This window comes from Spirochaetales bacterium (assembly GCA_016930085.1).
Lineage (GTDB): Bacteria > Spirochaetota > Spirochaetia > SZUA-6 > JAFGRV01 > JAFGHO01.
Map to the genome: position 1 here is coordinate 112,396 of JAFGHO010000008.1, position 17,478 is coordinate 129,873.

Consider the following 17,478-nt stretch of genomic DNA (forward strand, 5'->3'; position numbering starts at 1 on the left):
CCTGGTTATTCAAACCGGTATTCGCAGGTCCGGTTTCCGCTTCGCTCATTCTTCCGATTCACTCATACGTGAAATTCTATAGGTCACCTTGCCGTGGGGGCATGTAATATCGAAATAATCATTCTCTTCCCATGACATTTTCTTGGTCAGCATAAAGGCGAGTTTCATCGGGGCGAGCGACGTAAATGCCTGGCAGCACATCCCCGTCGATGCGGGCGTGCGCGCGCCGATAATAAAGGTCTCTCCCTGTTTTGTCTGCGCGATGCCGGGGCATATCCCCGAATCCGTATTCACCTTCACGGCGACACATTTTATACGGTTCATTCCGATACCTCCATTATAAAAATTTAATATAACTAAATTAGCATATACTAATATATATACCAAAAAAATATTCATGGACATTCATCACATTTACAGGCGTCCGTATCGTTTCCGCAAACCTTTTTTATCATATCGAGCATTTTTTCAATCGCATTTCTATCGATCCGGTAATGAACATAAACACCTTCCTTATCCGCCTCAAGTATTCCCGCATGTTTCAAAATCTTCAGGTGCTGCGACACGGCCGGCTGGGTTATCTTCATGCGTATCGCGATGCCGTTGACACAAAGCATGCCCGAAGCAGCGAGAATCGAAATGATCTTCAAGCGCGTCGGATCTCCGAGCGCCTTGAAAAAATCGGATAGTGCCGACACCTCTCTGGCTGACATATCGTTTAAAGTATTCATATATAATAATATAAATATATTGTTATATAATGTCAAGGGATATTTCAATTTTCGTAACGATTTTCGGCTATTGCAGTTCATAAGAACAATGTTGGCAGAAAAATGTCGTATTGGGATTCACATTGCCGCATTTCGGGCACTTCCATGTTTTTTCAGGTTCTTCCGCCCCGTAGTGCTTTTTATTCAAAGCATAGATAAGGGAATAATCATTCAATCGCCATTGCCTGAATCCTCGAATAATCTGAATAAATCCGAATCCGATCGCACCATAGAGGAGATAGAGCGTTCCTCCGGTTTTATAAGCCGTGATAAAAGTCGCAGCAGTTATTGCGGTCCCCAGCAAAAATAGAACAAAACCCATAATCAAATTCTTTTTACCGATCTTTTTTGACAATGCCCTGATATCCTCTTTTATTTCCATAAACGGCACACTTCCTTTCCATATCGATAGTATTAGGGTATTAGCGTTTCGATGTCAATAACATGATCCGTCTGCCCGGCAGACGATTGAAGGAAACAACACATATGGATATAGCTGTTGCCCCGGCGTCAGAATACAGGCCCGGGTATTACGGGAGGATTCGTGTTCGTTGTCGCGATATCCGTATCGTCGTCCGTATCCCGGAACGAGTCGTCTTCAAACGGCGCGTCCTTCCCTTTTACCATCCGGTGGATTTTAGGATCGACAATGATTCCCGTCCGGTACACGGTTTGGAGAATTCCATTCGCGTACTGCAGCACCACGAGTTCATTGTTGGCAAGATCGATCACGGTCTGATACAGCGAATCGGCATCGCAGGATTGCGACAAAAACTGAACGTTTTTCGGCAGGTTGACATGTTCCGGCACATCGACCGTGACCTGGTATGTCTCGCAATCGAATAAAAGACCTCCTATCGCAACGATAAGAGCGGATAAAATAATCTTTCTCATGTATCCTCCTGTATATTAAGTATAGGAAACGCAACATTGCGGATCAAGTAAAAATGTGACAGGACGCACACTTCCGTGGCTGCGGGAGACGCAAACGATTCCTTTCCGATTCACGATCAAACTGTAGGTCAGTTACAGGGGACGGAGACGGCGGGGAGGGGCAGGTGAGTGCCGGCTGGAAGAAGGGAGTGCGGAGACTTGGCTCTATGACTGTTTGTTTTCGCAAATAAGAAAAGAGATTAACACGAAGGAGGTCTACCGAAAAAAAACCGGCCCTTATTGCAAGACAATAAAGGCCGGTTGAGGTCGAAACCAATGACCGGTTTTTAAAACGTATCGAAATGATTAGAAGCCGCCCGGAGGAAAACCGCCGCCGCCTCCGATCGTCGTTACCCTGCCGTTTACCGTAAAACTCGTCGATTGACTGCCCGGGGAATAGCTTCCGTTCTGATACAGGCCGTCCTTCGCTGTTCCGGAACAACTCCCGCCGAAGTAGATGTTGTAGGTGGTGCCGTTAGTAAGATTCGGGGATGAAAAGGCGATCGACGCGTATTGCTTGTTGGGCGCGAAGGTGAGGATGCTGCTGCCGCTTGAGGTTTGAATATTCACGAGGCTGTTCGACTGCTGCGTGGTGAAATTATAAAGCAGCGCATTCTGAGCAGAGGAATTCCCCCCCGGGGCCATGGCCATGCTGGAAGTACCCGATCCGACAATCAAACCGCCGTTCATTGTAAACGTGCCGTTATAATCGAGGGCGCTGTCGACATTATTGCTGTTTCCATGGACGACAACAGTCCCGTTCGTCATCGTGATATATCCGTTACTATCGAGGCCGTCACCGCCGGTGCTGCCCTGAGGCGTCACATCGGTAATATTCACGTAAATGTAGCCGCCGTTGATATTTATGTAGTAGTCACCGGGCTCGAACATACCCATCCCGCCTTCTCCGCCTTCCGTGTCCGCCGCATTAATGCCGTCATCATCGGCAACGACACGGATATCGCCGCCGTTCAAGTTTACCACCTTGCTTTCAAGCCCCTCATACGATTTTGTGATATTAATTGCACCGCCGTTCACGTCCAGGACCAGATCGGCATGAACGCCGTCGTCTCCCGTGGCAATGTCGAGTGTCCCCCCGCTGATCGTTATCGTGTCGTTCGAGTGGATCGCATCGTCGGATGAATTGACATTGACATAGCCCGCTTCGACAAGAACGTTGAGGACCCCCTTGATTCCCTTGGTTGAAACCGAATCGTTCGGCCTTGTGTTGCTTCCGCCCCCCGCAGTGACTCTGACATTGGACTCTTCATGGGTAATCGTCACGGCGATTTCCGCCTCCATCCCGTCCGCCCCCGAGGACGTCAGGTTCAGGGTGCATTTTTTAATCTCGATCAATCCGTCTTCTTCATCATCGGATTTCAGACAATCGCCTTGCGAGGTAACGGTGATATTCGCGCCGCTTTTTATTTCAAGGGAATTTTTACCCCTGATCCCGTCATCGACGGAGGTGACCGTTATCGTGCAATCCTTGATATTCAGATCGTCTTTACACGCGATACCGTCATTGTAATTTGCGTCGACGGTCAACGACCCGTCACCGGAGATGGTAAGGTCGTCCTTTGAAAAAAGCGCTGCGTTCGGTTCATCGTCGTCGGGGTTGTCGAATACGTAATTCGACGGATCAGTTATGTAATTTTGCGTGTTTTCAACCAGAACGATCTCCGTATCTTCGGCGTTCATGATACTCAAGGGTGAATTGACTGAACTGCTGATATTGATACCGTTCAAATTAAGGGTGACGAGCAATTCATCCTGTGAATCGACGATAATCCGCCCGTCATTGAGCGTTCCGCTTATGGTGTAGGTACCCCCCGATGTAATGGTCACATTCCTGCCGTTCACCACGGTACCGCCGCCATTGACGGTAATCGAGGATCCGTTCAGCTGGATAAGTGTTTCCGCACCGGGTTCCTGCGTGATTCCCGGTGTCGGTTCGGGCGTCTGGACCGAACCCGCGGGAAACTCCGTAATAAGTCCCACGTAATACTGGGCGATCAAAAGGGCATCGACGATGGAAATCGAACCGTTTCCATCCACATCCGCGTAAGCGGACTGGAAGTTCGCGGGATTAAGCCCCACATAATACTGGGCCGTCAATAACGCGTCCACGATATCGATGGAACCGCTCGCATTGACATCGCCAAGGCTTTGTCCCCATAATGCCGCAGGGAAAATAACGGAAGCCAGTAACGCAAAAAAGAACATCACCTTCATTTTTTTTAACCGTTGTATAATCATAAACCCTCCTTTTTTATACCAGGTTACTATTAAACTCCACGTGCAGACCGGTATCTTTAACATATATATACTATGCTTTGGCGGGTACATCGTACCTCACGACGATCCTGTATGAGAGACAATTCACCCGTCCTCTTTAAAATGCACAAATTTTATAATTTAGATCGATATTCCGTAACTCTACAGAAAAACGCCTTAACAGGTCTGTGCTTTTGATTTTTCATAGTAACATGTCAACGTGCATGAATTGTGACAATTGTGTGAACATTATATGGTTATTTTTTGTGGTACTCCCTTTGGTAATCGCAATAGTCATTATACATGGGTTATGAAGGATTTCTCGATGAAAAACGGATAATATGCTCCCGTTTATCCCTGTTGTTATCGGTTTTGGCTGCTTATTTTACCGATTAAAATTTTAATGTAAATAGACACAATTTTATTTAATCAATATACTTATAAATCATGGAAAATACAATTGTCAACCTGGAACAATTCAAAAAGTTGTGGACAAGCATTTATGATGCGGGCGGCAAACCCGACTGGTCCCATATTCTCCCGTATTACGATGAGCATATTTATTTCCGTGATTCGATCCAGGAAATCCGGGGTATCGGAGAATTCAAGAAAATGACGGAACGCCTGACAAAGCGTTCCCGAAAACTTGAGTTTCATATACATAACCAGATGATGGGAAAAAACATCATTTTTATCGAATGGGAAATGAGATTGAGTTTCAAAAAATCACCCACATCTTCCATTTACGGCTCAAGCCGTATAACATTATCCGAAAAAGGGAAAATCGTCGAACAAAGGGACTATTATGATTTATGGGGTGATATTTTCGACAATATCCCCGTGTTCGGAAAACAGTACAGAAAATTTATAAGGAAAATGTTTGGTTAAATGATGGCACCGGTACGCGGAATTTCCAGATATTTCAATCAATACAGACTTTCCAATATCTCAGCAATGATTAAAAACAATAAACGTGATCCCGAAGAATGCAAGACCAGGTTTGATAAGAAACTCGTTGTCATTACCGGATCGACGTCGGGTATTGGATTGTATACCGCAAGAAAATATGCAGCCATGGGCGCCGACCTTCTCTGTATAAACCGGAACCGGGAAAAATCCGAACAGGTGTGTAACGAATTGAAAGAAAATTACGATATTGAATGCTCGTATATAATAGCGGATTTATCTTCGATGACGGAAACCAAAAAAATCGGCACTGAACTCGCCAACATTGTCCGGCCGATTGACGTAATGATACTGAACGCGGGAATTTATATGACCAGACGACGCATTACACGAGAAGGTCTGGAATTAGTCTTTGCCGTGAATTTTATGTCGGCGTTCATTTTGACATATCTGCTTAAGGAAAAATTCATACGTCAAAAAAAAGGACGTATTCTTTATGTCAATTCCGAAGGCCATCGTTTTTGTCCATGGGGATTACGCGTCGACGACCTTGATTTTACAAAAAGGACTTACTCCGGTCTTTCCGCATACGGATCGGCCAAACTCGCACAGTTGTTGTGTTTGTTGATTTTTGCTGAAGAATTTGAAGGTTCCGGAGTCACTGTTAACGCAATGCACCCGGGAGCGGTTAAAACCTCAACAGGTAAAGATAACGGAAAATTTTATACATGGTATAAAAAAAATATATTGGAACGGGGTTTCAGATCCGCACGCATATCGGCAGAAGCACTGTATTATCTTGGAGTATCAGGCAAGGTGTCTGAGATAAACGGCAAGTTTTTCAATCTCACGACTGTTGAGGAGCCTGCTCCACCCGCGCGAGACAGGGAAGCTGCGGATAAGATCTGGAAAACCGTTAAGGAGCTGGCCCATTTTGTCTGAAAAAACGGTTTACGATGTCATTATTTGCGGTGCAGGTATGGCCGGGCTCACTGCTGCTGCATATGCCGGCCGGGCGGGCAAAAAAGTGCTCGTCTTGGAGAAAAATGAATATTGCGGCGGATTGGTCAATTCCTTTAAAAGAGACGGATTCCTTTTTGACGCCGGGCTCCGCGCGCTTGAGGATGCCGGAATAATTTCTCCCATGCTTCATGATCTTGGAATCAATATGGAAATGATGAGAAGCTTTGTATCAATCGGTATCGAAAATAAAATAATCAAGATAGAAACCGGGGATGATATTTTCCGATACAAAAAGCTTCTGGAATGTTTTTATCCCGCAGAAAAAGACAATATTGCGCAGATTATAAACATCATTAAAAATATAATGAAAGATATGGATATACTCTACGGTATCGAAAATCCCTTTTTCAAGAATATTGTATCCGACTTGCACTATACGCTCAAAGTATTATTACCCTGGTTCTTTAAATTTATTTTTACCTATCGTAAAATTAATCTGCTGAACGGACCGGTAGAGAACTTTATCGATACGATTACCGGCAACAGGTCGCTTCGGGACATCATATGCCAGCACTTCTTTAAAAATACACCGGCATTTTTTGCGTTAAGCTATTTTTCGCTGTATCTGGATTATCAATATCCCAGAGGAGGTACCGGCCGGCTGGCTACCTGTCTCGAGAAAAAGGCCAGACAGTTTGGTGTGGAAATAAAAATCAAGACTGCTGTCCGTGAGGTACGGCCCGACGGGAAAAAGGTAAAAGATCACAATGGAAATATATATTTTTATAAAAAACTGATCTGGGCGGCAGACCTGAAATACTTTTATGCCATAGTGAAAACCGAAAACCTGCCGGTTAAGGTCCGTAACGGAGTATTGAAACAGGCTGAAAAAATTAATTCGAAACGCGGAGGAGATTCAGTCTTTACCTTATTTCTTGAAACCGGCGTCGAACCGGAGCAATTGGCCGGTATTTCGCATGGCCATTTTTTCTATACACCGTCGTCGCGGGGGCTCAATGGTATTCTCGATGATCGATTACCGGAGATCCTGAAAGGCTGGCCCACTATATCGCGTTCCGTTTTTTTACAATGGTTAAAGGATTTTTGTTATTATACGACCTACGAAATTTCGGTTCCGGTTTTAAAAGACGAGGATGCTGCTCCCGCAGGTAAATCAGGAATTATTGTCAGCCTGTTATTTAGCTATGACCTCTGTTTTCTGATCAAGACTGACGGTTGGTACGAGGAATTTAAAAAAGAAATGCAGGAAAATATTATTAATGTCCTCAATGATACGGTGTTTCCTTTTCTGCGTGACAATATCATAAAAGCTTTTTCATATACACCTCTCTCCATTCAACGTATAGCAGGGGCAAGTGACGGTGCTCTTACCGGTTGGTCGTTTGAACGGCCGGTCCCTGCGGTGAATAAAATGTTGCAGGCAAAAAAGGCTGTTCTGACGCCCGTACCCGATATATATCAGGCAGGACAATGGACATATAGTCCGGGAGGTGTGCCGATGGCGATTTTGACCGGTAAAATAGCATCGGATGCTGTTTTAAAGGGATTAAAAAAGAATAAATAATGGCGCTTTACTTAAAATCGGGTTCAGCGGGAAATAATTCATTCCGGACCGCCTGCAACTCCTCCCATGTATCGATCTCTTCCCGAATGCGCTTGAGTAAAATAAGACTCATATTTTTATCCGGATGCTGCAGGGCTTTCGTTGATTCCGTCAACTCCTTCATTGTCGCACCGATAATGTGCTGCTCGGAGTTGTCAATGACGGTACCAAACATGGTGTTATTATCAAGAATTTCCATATTGTATTCGAAAATTTCCCTTCTGATAATATACAACCGGGCTTTATACCATCCAAAAAGCGTTATATGTACCGTTACCCCCGGATGACCGTCGGTATCCGGGTCCGTAAAACGTGCCGGATCCTTGATTTCCGGCAAGGATTTTGTACTATCGCCTTCAATACCCAAGAGGGCGGGGGTGGCGTGCCGATATACATGCCATGCGTTGCCGGAATACGACAATTGCACGTTGGCTGTCCGCGCTTCGATTGCTCTTGTCGCTTTATCTGACAATCGTGAGGAGACGGAGCTCTGGTTCAATTTATTTTTCGCATGCAGAAAGGTGTCTTTTTCATACAGTTCCCCGTTTTCGACAAAAAAATCAGTAAAGCCATAGGTAATAACAAAGGATCTCAAGGGTTCTCTTCCCGAATTATCTTCATACGATACAATATCATAATGTGCGTAATGTCCTGCAATGTTATCGATTAAAGCTTTTTTTGATTCGGGAGGTAAATAATCCGACTGGGGGATCGGTGCTGTAATAACCGGAGGATCAGGCCACCGCATGACCCGGTTACAGCCGGACAAGTTCAGCAGTATCGAACCGACAAAACATAAAAAAAACGGGTTTCTGATGCTTTTCATGATCTACAAAATTTAATAAAAAAAACATGTTTTGTAAATTCCTTTTTCTCGTACATTGATTTTGACAAAATATATTGATTCAAAGTAAATTATTTGGAGTTTCCAATCTTTATAAAAATATGAGAGAAACAAAATGAGAATAGTAAATGATGAAAAATTTATTCAATGTGTCGAGGCGCTTATTAATCCGGTAGCGGTCGGAAAACTGCATTTTTTTCAATCATTCAAAAAAATACTGCCTTCTTTTGTTTTTAAACGATTATTGAGACATACGTCAAAAAAATATCCCTATATCGGTTTTGTCATTGAACCATACAGTTTGTTTCTTTTTTTCAGGCTCAAGAATATTGATAAAGCAAAATCATTGCTGCCGGACCGTTTTGTTCTGAAAAAGACAAAACTGTTTGACGATGACGAGCCGGAATATTACTTTGGGATAGGGAATTTAAGTACACGCGCCAGCACGTTCTGGGGTGTGAGGCTTGAATCGTACCTGATTGCAGAAGATAAGAAAACCGGATTGCCGTCATGGATTTTTATCGATATTTTAAGCAATACCCTCATTGCTCTGCCATCGAAAGGGGTCGTCGATCCGAATTGCAAAAACGCCCTTTTTACAACAAACTCCAGGGGAGAACTATTTCTGGACATAAAGGAAGACAGGACCGGCAGGCGGCTTTCTTTGAAAGGCACAATAAATAATGGGAAAATGCGGAAGCTGGATCAAAGCATTTGGGTGATGGGCAATACTTCCATTGGATACGGCAAAAACATCGCCGATTGCGATCATGCTCCCTTTGCCGTCATATTCGATCCGGCCGAAGTCGACCGGGCTATCGATATTCCGATTAATGATGTTCTCATAAATAAAAATACCCTTTTCCCCGGTTTGGCGGAAGATGAACTTTGCAAAGTCATATGTTTTCCTTTTGCCCAGCATTACATCGCCGACAGTCCCGGCAACCACACCATGGTAAAAAACATCGATGAGATGATTAAAAAATACAATACACTGGGTGACTCAACATTAAAAACCTTTTCTACCAGAGCAATAGAAAAACTGTTTTTTATCGGAATAACCGTTTCTGCATTAATATCCGTTAGTTTTCTTGTTTTACTCCTGTTAAAAATCGTTAAATTTTGAAGATATCCCGGTCCCGCAGTATAAAATAACAAGCAGTTTTTTAAACTATCGGTTTATATTGTTTTGGAGGTGGCGGGAGTCGAATTCTATCGGGCTAAAAAAAATTCCCTTGCTTCTTTCCGCAAGGGAACCTGTTGTTGAAATGGAGGTGGCGGGAGTCGAACCCGCGTCCTGAAGTGAAACACAAAAACGTCTACAGGTGTAGCTTCTTGTTATTGTTTTCGTCCGGAACAAAGGGAAGAAGCACCCCGCATTCCGGCTTATTCCGCGTTAATGTCCCCGATAGCGTGCGGACCCGCTATCGGGTAAGTCCCGGTTTGTGACAGGCTTTACCGGGGCTCGGAACAGCGTCCCGGGAGCCCGTGACCGCTTATTAAGCAGCCATTAATTGTGCATCGTTGGCACTTATCAATGGTGCCGGGTTAAGGAGTCCGGCGCTCCACCTGCTGTCTTTGCGTTAAACAGCCCCAGTCGAATCCGTTACACCCCCTCTATATTTTATATTCACGTTCGACGATACGCTTTAAGTCCCGTTTCTTGATATCCTCCCGTTTGTCGTAGGTCTTTTTCCCTTTGCATATCCCTATTTCCACTTTCAGGAGTCCTTTTACAAGATAAAACCGCAAGGGGATGAGCGTCAAGCCCTTTTCCATGATTTTCCGCTTCAGCCGTTTGATTTCCTGTTTATGGGCGAGGAGTTTTCGTATTCTGTCGGGATCGTGATTATGTATGTTACCGAAATCGTACGGTGAAATATGGAGTCCCACAAGCCAGAGTTCGTCGTTTTCCACCTTCGCGTATGAATCGGTATAGGACAATTTTCCCGCCTTGACGGATTTGACTTCCGTTCCCTTGAGTTCGATGCCGCATTCGAGGGAGTCTTCTACTGTGTAGTTGAACCGGGCCTTGCGGTTGACCGCGACATTTTTATATTGCCCCGATTTTTCAGGCATACATTACCGCTCCGATATCACGACACGAAAACCGCAAAATTCGGTACACCATGACGGCGGCTGGGCTCCCCGTGTAAAGGAAAAGATATTTTCTTTGCGCGTGTTCGCCCACGATCCCCCGCGAACGACCTTTTCAACTCCCTGAAGTGTATCGGAAGGTTGGGCACCGACGGTTTCGTCCCTTTCTGTAAAAAAATATCCCGCGGGGAAAAACCAGTCGCCGCACCATTCCCACACATTGCCAAAGAGATCACGCAACCCCAATGAGTCCCTGCGTCCGGCAGAATGCGGCCCGGTCGCCGTAATATTCTCTTCAAAATAATCCCTCGCCGTCCCGGTGAGCTCCGATTTTTTCGCGCACCATTCCCATTCGGTTTCAAGGGGAAGCCGTGCCCTGAGCGATCCCCCGATTTTATCTGAAAGCCAATCGCAGTAAGCCGCCGCCGCATACCAGGACACGTGTGTCACCGGGATATCCTCAAGGCGGCCGGAAGGAGAACCACCCTGCCAGTGTTCGAGATAGTGCTCCGTCGCCTTTTCTTCACGGACAAGGATATCCCTGTTCGACGGGGCCCATTCGGGCCTTTCATCGATAAATCGCTTGAACTGGGCATTGGTGATTTCGGCTTCGGAGATGTAAAAAGGATTCGCGTGTGCCTCATGGGGAATGTCACCCGCATCCGTTTCGAATCCGGATGCCAACCGTTCGGTATTGCCCGCAAGATAATCCCCGCCGGAAAAAGCGATAAACCCGATTCCGCCGGCGGATATTGCAGCGCGCCCGGGCGAGCTTCCCCGAGATTCTTTGAAAGCGTTCAGTCTGCCTGCAAGCGAGGCGACATTCGATGTAAACCATGTCGAACCGGTCAATTGATCGAAAAGCGAGGTATATGCGGAGTCGGGATGAGGTTTGAATTTTCGCTTTGACAGGCAGCGGGAAAGCCAGCACGGGAAATATTCATGCGCTTCTTTACGTTGTATGATTTTACGAATCAATGTAATAAAGGAATACTGATTCATGGGCTTGCCGCCCGTCTCGATCATCGCCGCTCCGGCCAGCGCCTGGTGCAGTTCGGATTCCGAATCGACAAACAGCAAAGCGTTAAAAAGCATCGCTTCAAGGTCGTTTGTTACCTCATTATCACCGGTTTTGACGGCCTCAGCGGCATCGGTAAGAATCGGTGGAAGCTGGTAATCGAGGGTAAACTCCCTGAGCATCCCGAACCCTGCAAAATCTATCGCGGCGGCGGCGGCGAGTCCAGCGCCGTCATCGACGGAAAGGCTGAATGACAAATCGGTTTTAAGCGGGAAAAAAAGCGTACCGAATACGCCGCCGTCGATGTTTTCCTTTACCGTTTGCGTCGAATAGAAGGGTTTGCGTATCTCGATCTCACGCGGGCCGCTCTTTACAAAAACGGTGATCGGTGTCGAACCGATATATTTTCCGTCGACCGACACTATCGCCTTTGAAGGAACGGAAGAAAAGGTGACAAGCGATCCGTGTGATACAAGACCGGGAAGAATGAGGATCACGAAAATCAGAAGAATGAGAATGCCGGCATAGACGACCGGAAGATAGGTCTCCGGCCGGATGCCGAATATCGGTTTGAGTGTCACCGTCACATCGGAAAAATCAGGTAATGGTTCTTTTTCTTTTGCCATGACGTATTATAGAGACGAATATACTGCTTGTCAATGATTCCGCAAACATGTTAGACTCAAAAAGAGGCGTGAATGAGTGAATCCCGTATTTTAATTATTTCCTTGAAAAAACAGGAGTAGCACATGGACAACTTCCTTTCGGTACTCCGGAAGAAAACGGAAGCGTTTCTTACCTGGAGAAAAAGAAGAAAACTCATAAAAAGGGAGAAATTACGGAGAAAGAACGTTGTCGCGGACTGGGTCGAGGCATTTCTCTCCGCCGTGGTGATTGTTTTTTTTATCAATCAGTACATTCTCCAGGCATATCAGATACCGACCGGTTCCATGATCGCGACGTTGATGGAAGGGGACCGGATCTTCGTCGACAAGCTTTCATACGGCCCGGAGCTTCTCCCCGGTCTTTTCAAACTTCCCGGCCTGAAAAAAATCGAACGGGCCGAAATCGCCATATTCGAAAGTCCTGAATACGAATCGAAAGGGACACTCACCGACATTATCACCCGAATCGTTTACATGATGACCTTTTCCCTTGTCGATCTCGACAGGGATGAATACGGCAATCCCGCAAAACACTTTCTTATCAAACGTGTCATGGGGGTTCCGGGCGATTTGCTCCGTATGCGAAAGGGACTTCTCCAGATCCGGCCGGAAGGAGAACAGGAGTGGTACAAAGAGGATGCGCTTAAAGAAAAGATGAAGTTGAACTATAACCTCAACAAGCGATTCTATTCGGAAAGGGATTACTCGCTTTTTGAACTTGCCGCGCCATTGACGGTCTTTCACGAGGAATCGATTCCGTATTCGCAGGAAACGAAAGAAAAAGTCGACGATTTGATTTTTCTTGGCACGAACAACGAAGGAAAGAATGTCTGGGGTCCCAGTAAAAATCTTGATTTCACCTATGTCGATATGGTACGGTTCAGAACAAAGAGTGAAATTCGTCCGTATGATACGGTGAATAAACGTGAATGGAGAAAAAATCATATCGGCCGTTTTATTCCTCCCGGCTCGATCTTTCCCATGGGAGACAATCGGGACGATTCGCGTGATGCCCGTTTTTTTGGTCCGGTCATGAAAAAAAAGGTGCTGGGAAAATCCCTTTTCAGGTTCTGGCCCCTGAACCGGTTTGGCGGTATCAGGTAATGAGACATATTCACGGCGTCGAAGTCTACTGGCGAAGAAAAAAGAAGAATACCGTTGTTTCGGGGATAATCAAGGTCGTTCTTCTTTTTATCGTTTTTTATCTTTTTATCACACACTTTTTCATCTCTTCCTGTATCGTCGAATCCTCTTCAATGCATCCCGCATTACAAAAAGGAGACAGAATTTTCTCGAGCCCGATCCTCTATGGTCCTGCGATCCCCTTCATACCGCAGCGGATCGCGGGCATTCAAAAACCGCATCGTGGTGATGTTGTGGTGATAATCCCCCCTTATTACACAAACGATAATATCTTCCTCCAATGCATTGCGCCGTTCATCCGTTTTTTTACCTTTCAGCGGGCGAGTATCGTCAATACGCCTGGCGGCAGGCGTATAAGCCGTCATACGGTAAAACGGATCATCGGTCTTCCCGGTGATGTGGTGATGATGCGGCAGTTCAAGGCGTATATCAAACCGGCCGGCTCATCCGACTTTACACCAGAAACGTCACTCATCAAAAAGAATTATGCCGTTACTATCGATAAGGATTATTTTGTCGAGGGATGGAACGACTCGCTTCCTTTTTCCGGAGACACGGAACCCATGTTTCTCGGAGAGGACCAATACTTTGTTCTCGGTGACAATAGAACCTCATCCAGCGATTCACGCTCATGGGGTCCCATTTCCTTTTTCGATATTTCTGCAAAAACAATCCTCCGCTACTGGCCTCTGAACAAATTTGGACCTCCGTAACATATCGATCGCCAAATCACCCGCATTGATTTCTCTTTACGTCCATATCCCCTTTTGCAGGAAAAAATGCCGGTACTGTCATTTTTATTCCGTCTCCGATAATGATCCCGTATTGCAGCGAAGGGTGATCGACGGGATAATCGACGAACTAAAGTTTTTTCTCGACCGGCTGTCCGGTGTCCGTTTCAAAACCGTCTATATCGGTGGCGGCACTCCCTCCATGCTCGAACGCCCGGTACTCGAACAGCTTCTCTCATCGATACGCGGTGCGGCTTTAGATTTACCTGAAGAATGGACAATAGAGGCGAATCCGGACAGCATCGATACGGCGTTTCTCCGTCTCTGTCATGAGTATGGCGTTTCCAGAATCAGTGTGGGGGTACAGACCTTCTCCGATCCGCTGCTTCGAATCCTCGGAAGAGTATGTGAAAACAAGGATATCGTAAAAGCGGCGGAACTGCTTCGCACCGGTTGGAACCATTTGGTCAATATCGATCTTCTATGCGGGATCCCGGGCCAGACGAGACGGTTATTGAAAGAAGATATCGAAATGTGTGTGAATCTTTTTTCACCACACCACATCTCGTTCTATTCACTGACGGTCGAGGAGCAGACAATACTGAAGCGGCTTGTTGATGAAAACAAAATCAGACTGCCTGAAATAAAAACACAGGACGGATTATGGTTTTACGGGTACCGCCTTCTCGAAGACAGAGGTTTGAGCAATTATGAAATATCCAATTTTTCCCTCCCCGGACGTGAATGCCGTCATAACATGGGCTACTGGCTGCTCGAACCGTATATCGGTATCGGACCTTCGGCGGTATCCACCCTTTATGACCCGAAAGGCGGAGTGCTGCGTATCAGTCACGCGCACGACATAGCATTGTTCCTCCCGGGTAAAGCGTCGGACTGGGGTATGGCGCACGAAAAGATATCCGCAAACGATCACCTTTTCGAACGCTGCCTGATGGGATTCAGGTTGAAAGACGGATTCCCCGAGGACGGTATCCTTTGCAGATATAAAAAATCCCTTCCCGATCTCGTGCCGGAATTGTGGTATCGATGGAAAGCCCGCCGGTATGTCAAGGAGATAACGGGAAGATACGCTCTCACGAACAGGGGACGGTTCATTCTCGATTCCCTCCTCCTCGAACTCGCCGACGCACTCGACGATACCGCGTCGAACATCTTACACTGAAAGGCTTTCCCTCATCGAATCGGCGTTTTCACCGAACAAAACCGCCATTTTTTTATTGGCTGCGATGATGGTCATTAATAGGACAACGGAGAGTATTGAATAGACGAGACAGCCGGTTTTAAAATCACCGTCCAGGATCGTATTAATCTGAAACGGAACGGCCCAGCACAGAACGGCAAGTAATGCCGCGCCAGCCCCCCCGCTTCCTTCATGGCTGAAATTCGCATAATGCCTCGCCTTTGGCAGCATGATCGATATCATATTCCCCGCAAGACAATAAAAAAGCATGATGCAGACGGTGATCGCCGTATAATAGAGGGTGAGGATAACGTTTCCTGATTTGAAAAGGTGGAGGATTAAAAGAACAAAAAGCGGTACGCCGCATATGATAAAGGCCGCCCTGTTTTTGGCTGAGATCACTTCCCCCGGTGTGACGGGAAAAAGAAGGTAACGGCCGAAAGCCGTCCGGTCGTTACCGAACGAATTTAAAAAGAAAGGGGACGTGATGATCGTAAACAGGGCGACAACGAGGATAAACAATTCATGATTGACGCGGGGCGTTACCGAAAGATAGAGAGCCGTTACCGCGGCAATGAAAAATCCCGTTCTGAAATCGATCGTGTGAACAAATGAAATGAGTTCCTTTCGCAATAATGTCATGCGGGAGCGGATGAGCGTCTTTCTTAGCCCCGAGAATACGGGGATTGCTGTTTTTTTATGAGGTTCTCTTTCAGGGTGAGGGGTGATGCGTGCCGAAAGCAGAAAGGTGAGAGAGAGAACGATAACCGCAAGTGTGAGGGGAATAAGGTATGAGAGAAGGGAGTCAGGAAACGTGACGTTGGTTTCGGGGGAAAGGAGGGCGTGTAAAAACGAAAGAGATGAAACAAACGAGGAATTTCCCTGAGGAGAAAAAAGTGTATACGCCTTTCCGAAAACGAGGACCACGACGTGTTCCCCGCCCCAGAAAAAAGTGAAATTGGCAAAAAGGATGAGACAGAGGACGGCTTTGAAAAGCAGCGGGAATATACCGGCACTCCCCGATTTTTGTGAAATGAGAATGAACAGGAACGAAAGAAAAACGGATACGGAAGCGAAAAAGAAGACCCCGCATATGCCGCATGTCACGGGGAACACGGGGTTTGCGAGAAGCGCCATCGGTATCAACCCGGTGATGGAGACGATGCCCAAAAACAGGTATACCGGCTGAAAAACAATCCCGTAGAAACAGGAGACAAACACTTCCTTTTGTGAAAGAGGAAAGAGAAAGCACTGCGGTGCCAGAAAAGCCTTTTTTCCCATCGATCCCGTTACGACGGGAGGAATGAATACCCAGAAAAGAAGGAGGTGGAAAAAGTTGAAAATGACAAAAGAGAGACCGATATCGGTTTTTCCCTCGAGGAGAACGGTAAAGGCGAACCAGGTATTTGCGCAAAAACGGACGGTGATAACAAACAGCAGCCACGCGACGAAATATTGTTCGGCCTTTCCCGCGGTATCGGTTTTATAGAGACGCGAGAAGACGATACGCTGGAAACGGGAAAGGACACTCAGATCAGCCATGAGACACCGGACAGGTCGGTCGGGGGATTCCCGATAGTGTTGAAAAAAAGCGATTCCAGGTTTTCCGGGCCTTCTTTTAGTGCAACGGCCCGTATATCTGCGGCAATAGCCCCGCGGTCGATGATGATGATCCTGTCGGACAGCGTCTCGACAATGGGAAGCGTATGTGATGAAAAGAAAATGATCGTCCCCTTTTCTGCAAGGGTTTCGAAAAGAAGCCTGATATTATGGCTCGATACAGGGTCGATACCGTTAAAGAGTTCATCGCATATAAGGACGCGCGGCTTGTGAATAAGGGCCATGGCAAGGGCGCATTTTTTTTTCATGCCGCGGGAAGCCTTCCCGGACACTGTTTCCCTGTAACCGGATAAACCGAGATATTCGAAAAGACTCCCGCAGCGTTGTTCCGTTTCCCGTTCTGAAATCGAATGGAGTCTTCCCGCGAGCATGAGGTGTTCGCCGAGGGTCAAGGCATGGAAGAGGAGGGGATTTTCGGGAACGACGCCGCAGTGCCGTTTCCACCACGTCATATCTTCGTGTATCGGCCGCCCGTGACAGGTAATGCGGCCCGATGTCGGACGGAGCATACCCGCCATCATATTGATCGTCGTCGTTTTTCCCGCCCCGTTCGGTCCGAGGAACCCGGTGATCTCACCAGGTTCAAGAATGAATGAGAGACCGTCGACCGCGTTACGGGAGCCGTAGCTTTTTACCAGAGATTCAAGACCAACCATTATGTTTCCATTGTGATAAAAGTATAATCG

At 46.5% G+C, this 17,478-nt stretch carries 17 protein-coding genes and 1 other RNA gene; 7 read left to right on the forward strand and 11 right to left on the reverse strand.

The annotated features are described in order from the left end of the window. Positions 1 to 45: 45 nt before the first annotated feature. From JW881_00985 to JW881_01005, 5 genes are all read right to left on the reverse strand, one after another. Positions 46 to 324 carry a hypothetical protein gene (locus tag JW881_00985; protein ID MBN1696060.1) on the reverse strand — a complete coding sequence of 93 codons (279 nt, stop codon included), beginning with the start codon at positions 322 to 324 and terminating at the stop codon, positions 46 to 48. Positions 325 to 395: 71 nt separating this feature from the next. Further along, positions 396 to 713 carry a helix-turn-helix transcriptional regulator gene (locus JW881_00990; GenBank protein MBN1696061.1) on the reverse strand — a complete coding sequence of 106 codons (318 nt, stop codon included), beginning with the start codon at positions 711 to 713 and terminating at the stop codon, positions 396 to 398. Between the two features lie 85 nt (positions 714 to 798). Then, a complete protein-coding gene (locus JW881_00995; protein ID MBN1696062.1) occupies positions 799 to 1,152 on the reverse strand; it encodes a zinc ribbon domain-containing protein in 354 nt (117 codons plus the stop codon). A gap of 128 nt (positions 1,153 to 1,280) precedes the next feature. Beyond that, positions 1,281 to 1,664, reverse strand: a complete 384-nt coding sequence (locus JW881_01000) for a hypothetical protein (GenBank protein ID MBN1696063.1) — start codon at positions 1,662 to 1,664, stop codon at positions 1,281 to 1,283. A 345-nt stretch (positions 1,665 to 2,009) separates the two neighbouring features. Then, positions 2,010 to 3,962, reverse strand: coding sequence for a carbohydrate-binding domain-containing protein (locus JW881_01005; protein MBN1696064.1), 1,953 nt, complete (start codon positions 3,960 to 3,962; stop codon positions 2,010 to 2,012). Positions 3,963 to 4,427: 465 nt separating this feature from the next. On the opposite strand from JW881_01005, the gene JW881_01010 reads away from it, so the two are divergent. The 3 genes from JW881_01010 to JW881_01020 are packed head-to-tail and all read left to right on the forward strand — an operon-like array spanning position 4,428 to position 7,434. Next, a complete protein-coding gene (locus tag JW881_01010; GenBank protein ID MBN1696065.1) occupies positions 4,428 to 4,868 on the forward strand; it encodes a nuclear transport factor 2 family protein in 441 nt (146 codons plus the stop codon). 21 nt (positions 4,869 to 4,889) lie between these two features. Beyond that, positions 4,890 to 5,828, forward strand: coding sequence for an SDR family NAD(P)-dependent oxidoreductase (locus tag JW881_01015; GenBank protein ID MBN1696066.1), 939 nt, complete (start codon positions 4,890 to 4,892; stop codon positions 5,826 to 5,828). Then, positions 5,821 to 7,434 (forward strand): NAD(P)/FAD-dependent oxidoreductase, encoded by a 1,614-nt coding sequence (locus JW881_01020; GenBank protein MBN1696067.1) that lies wholly within the window; start codon positions 5,821 to 5,823, stop codon positions 7,432 to 7,434. Before JW881_01015 ends, JW881_01020 begins: the two co-directional genes overlap by 8 nt. Before the next feature lie 7 nt (positions 7,435 to 7,441). On the opposite strand, the gene JW881_01025 is transcribed toward JW881_01020, so the two are convergent. After that, positions 7,442 to 8,299 (reverse strand): hypothetical protein, encoded by an 858-nt coding sequence (locus JW881_01025; GenBank protein ID MBN1696068.1) that lies wholly within the window; start codon positions 8,297 to 8,299, stop codon positions 7,442 to 7,444. Between the two features lie 133 nt (positions 8,300 to 8,432). On the opposite strand from JW881_01025, the gene JW881_01030 reads away from it, so the two are divergent. Then, positions 8,433 to 9,443, forward strand: coding sequence for a hypothetical protein (locus JW881_01030; protein ID MBN1696069.1), 1,011 nt, complete (start codon positions 8,433 to 8,435; stop codon positions 9,441 to 9,443). A 140-nt stretch (positions 9,444 to 9,583) separates the two neighbouring features. Here JW881_01030 and ssrA read toward each other — a convergent pair. The 3 genes from ssrA to JW881_01045 all read right to left on the reverse strand — a co-directional run bounded on the left by ssrA (position 9,584) and on the right by JW881_01045 (position 12,058). After that, positions 9,584 to 9,933, reverse strand: a transfer-messenger RNA (tmRNA) gene (ssrA, locus tag JW881_01035). 1 nt (position 9,934) lies between these two features. Then, positions 9,935 to 10,396, reverse strand: a complete 462-nt coding sequence (gene smpB / locus JW881_01040; protein MBN1696070.1) for an SsrA-binding protein SmpB — start codon at positions 10,394 to 10,396, stop codon at positions 9,935 to 9,937. Positions 10,397 to 10,399: 3 nt separating this feature from the next. Then, the gene (locus JW881_01045) at positions 10,400 to 12,058 is read right to left on the reverse strand and encodes an SUMF1/EgtB/PvdO family nonheme iron enzyme (GenBank protein ID MBN1696071.1); all 1,659 of its coding nucleotides are present in this window, start codon (positions 12,056 to 12,058) and stop codon (positions 10,400 to 10,402) included. Between the two features lie 123 nt (positions 12,059 to 12,181). Between JW881_01045 and lepB (JW881_01050) the strand changes: the two genes are divergently transcribed. Genes lepB (JW881_01050) through hemW form a run of 3 tightly spaced genes read left to right on the forward strand, consistent with a single transcriptional unit; the run spans position 12,182 to position 15,154 of the window. Then, positions 12,182 to 13,201, forward strand: a complete 1,020-nt coding sequence (lepB, locus tag JW881_01050; protein ID MBN1696072.1) for a signal peptidase I — start codon at positions 12,182 to 12,184, stop codon at positions 13,199 to 13,201. After that, a complete protein-coding gene (gene lepB, locus JW881_01055) occupies positions 13,201 to 13,953 on the forward strand; it encodes a signal peptidase I (GenBank protein ID MBN1696073.1) in 753 nt (250 codons plus the stop codon). Before lepB (JW881_01050) ends, lepB (JW881_01055) begins: the two co-directional genes overlap by 1 nt. Further along, positions 13,940 to 15,154 (forward strand): radical SAM family heme chaperone HemW, encoded by a 1,215-nt coding sequence (gene hemW, locus JW881_01060; protein ID MBN1696074.1) that lies wholly within the window; start codon positions 13,940 to 13,942, stop codon positions 15,152 to 15,154. Before lepB (JW881_01055) ends, hemW begins: the two co-directional genes overlap by 14 nt. Here the strand turns inward: hemW and JW881_01065 are convergent. Both JW881_01065 and JW881_01070 read right to left on the reverse strand, forming a co-directional pair. Beyond that, positions 15,146 to 16,714, reverse strand: a complete 1,569-nt coding sequence (locus JW881_01065; protein MBN1696075.1) for a hypothetical protein — start codon at positions 16,712 to 16,714, stop codon at positions 15,146 to 15,148. The genes hemW and JW881_01065 overlap by 9 nt on opposite strands. Beyond that, complete coding sequence (locus JW881_01070) at positions 16,702 to 17,448, reverse strand: ABC transporter ATP-binding protein (protein ID MBN1696076.1); 747 nt, start codon at positions 17,446 to 17,448, stop codon at positions 16,702 to 16,704. The genes JW881_01065 and JW881_01070 overlap by 13 nt, the downstream gene beginning before the upstream one ends. Positions 17,449 to 17,478: the final 30 nt, after the last annotated feature.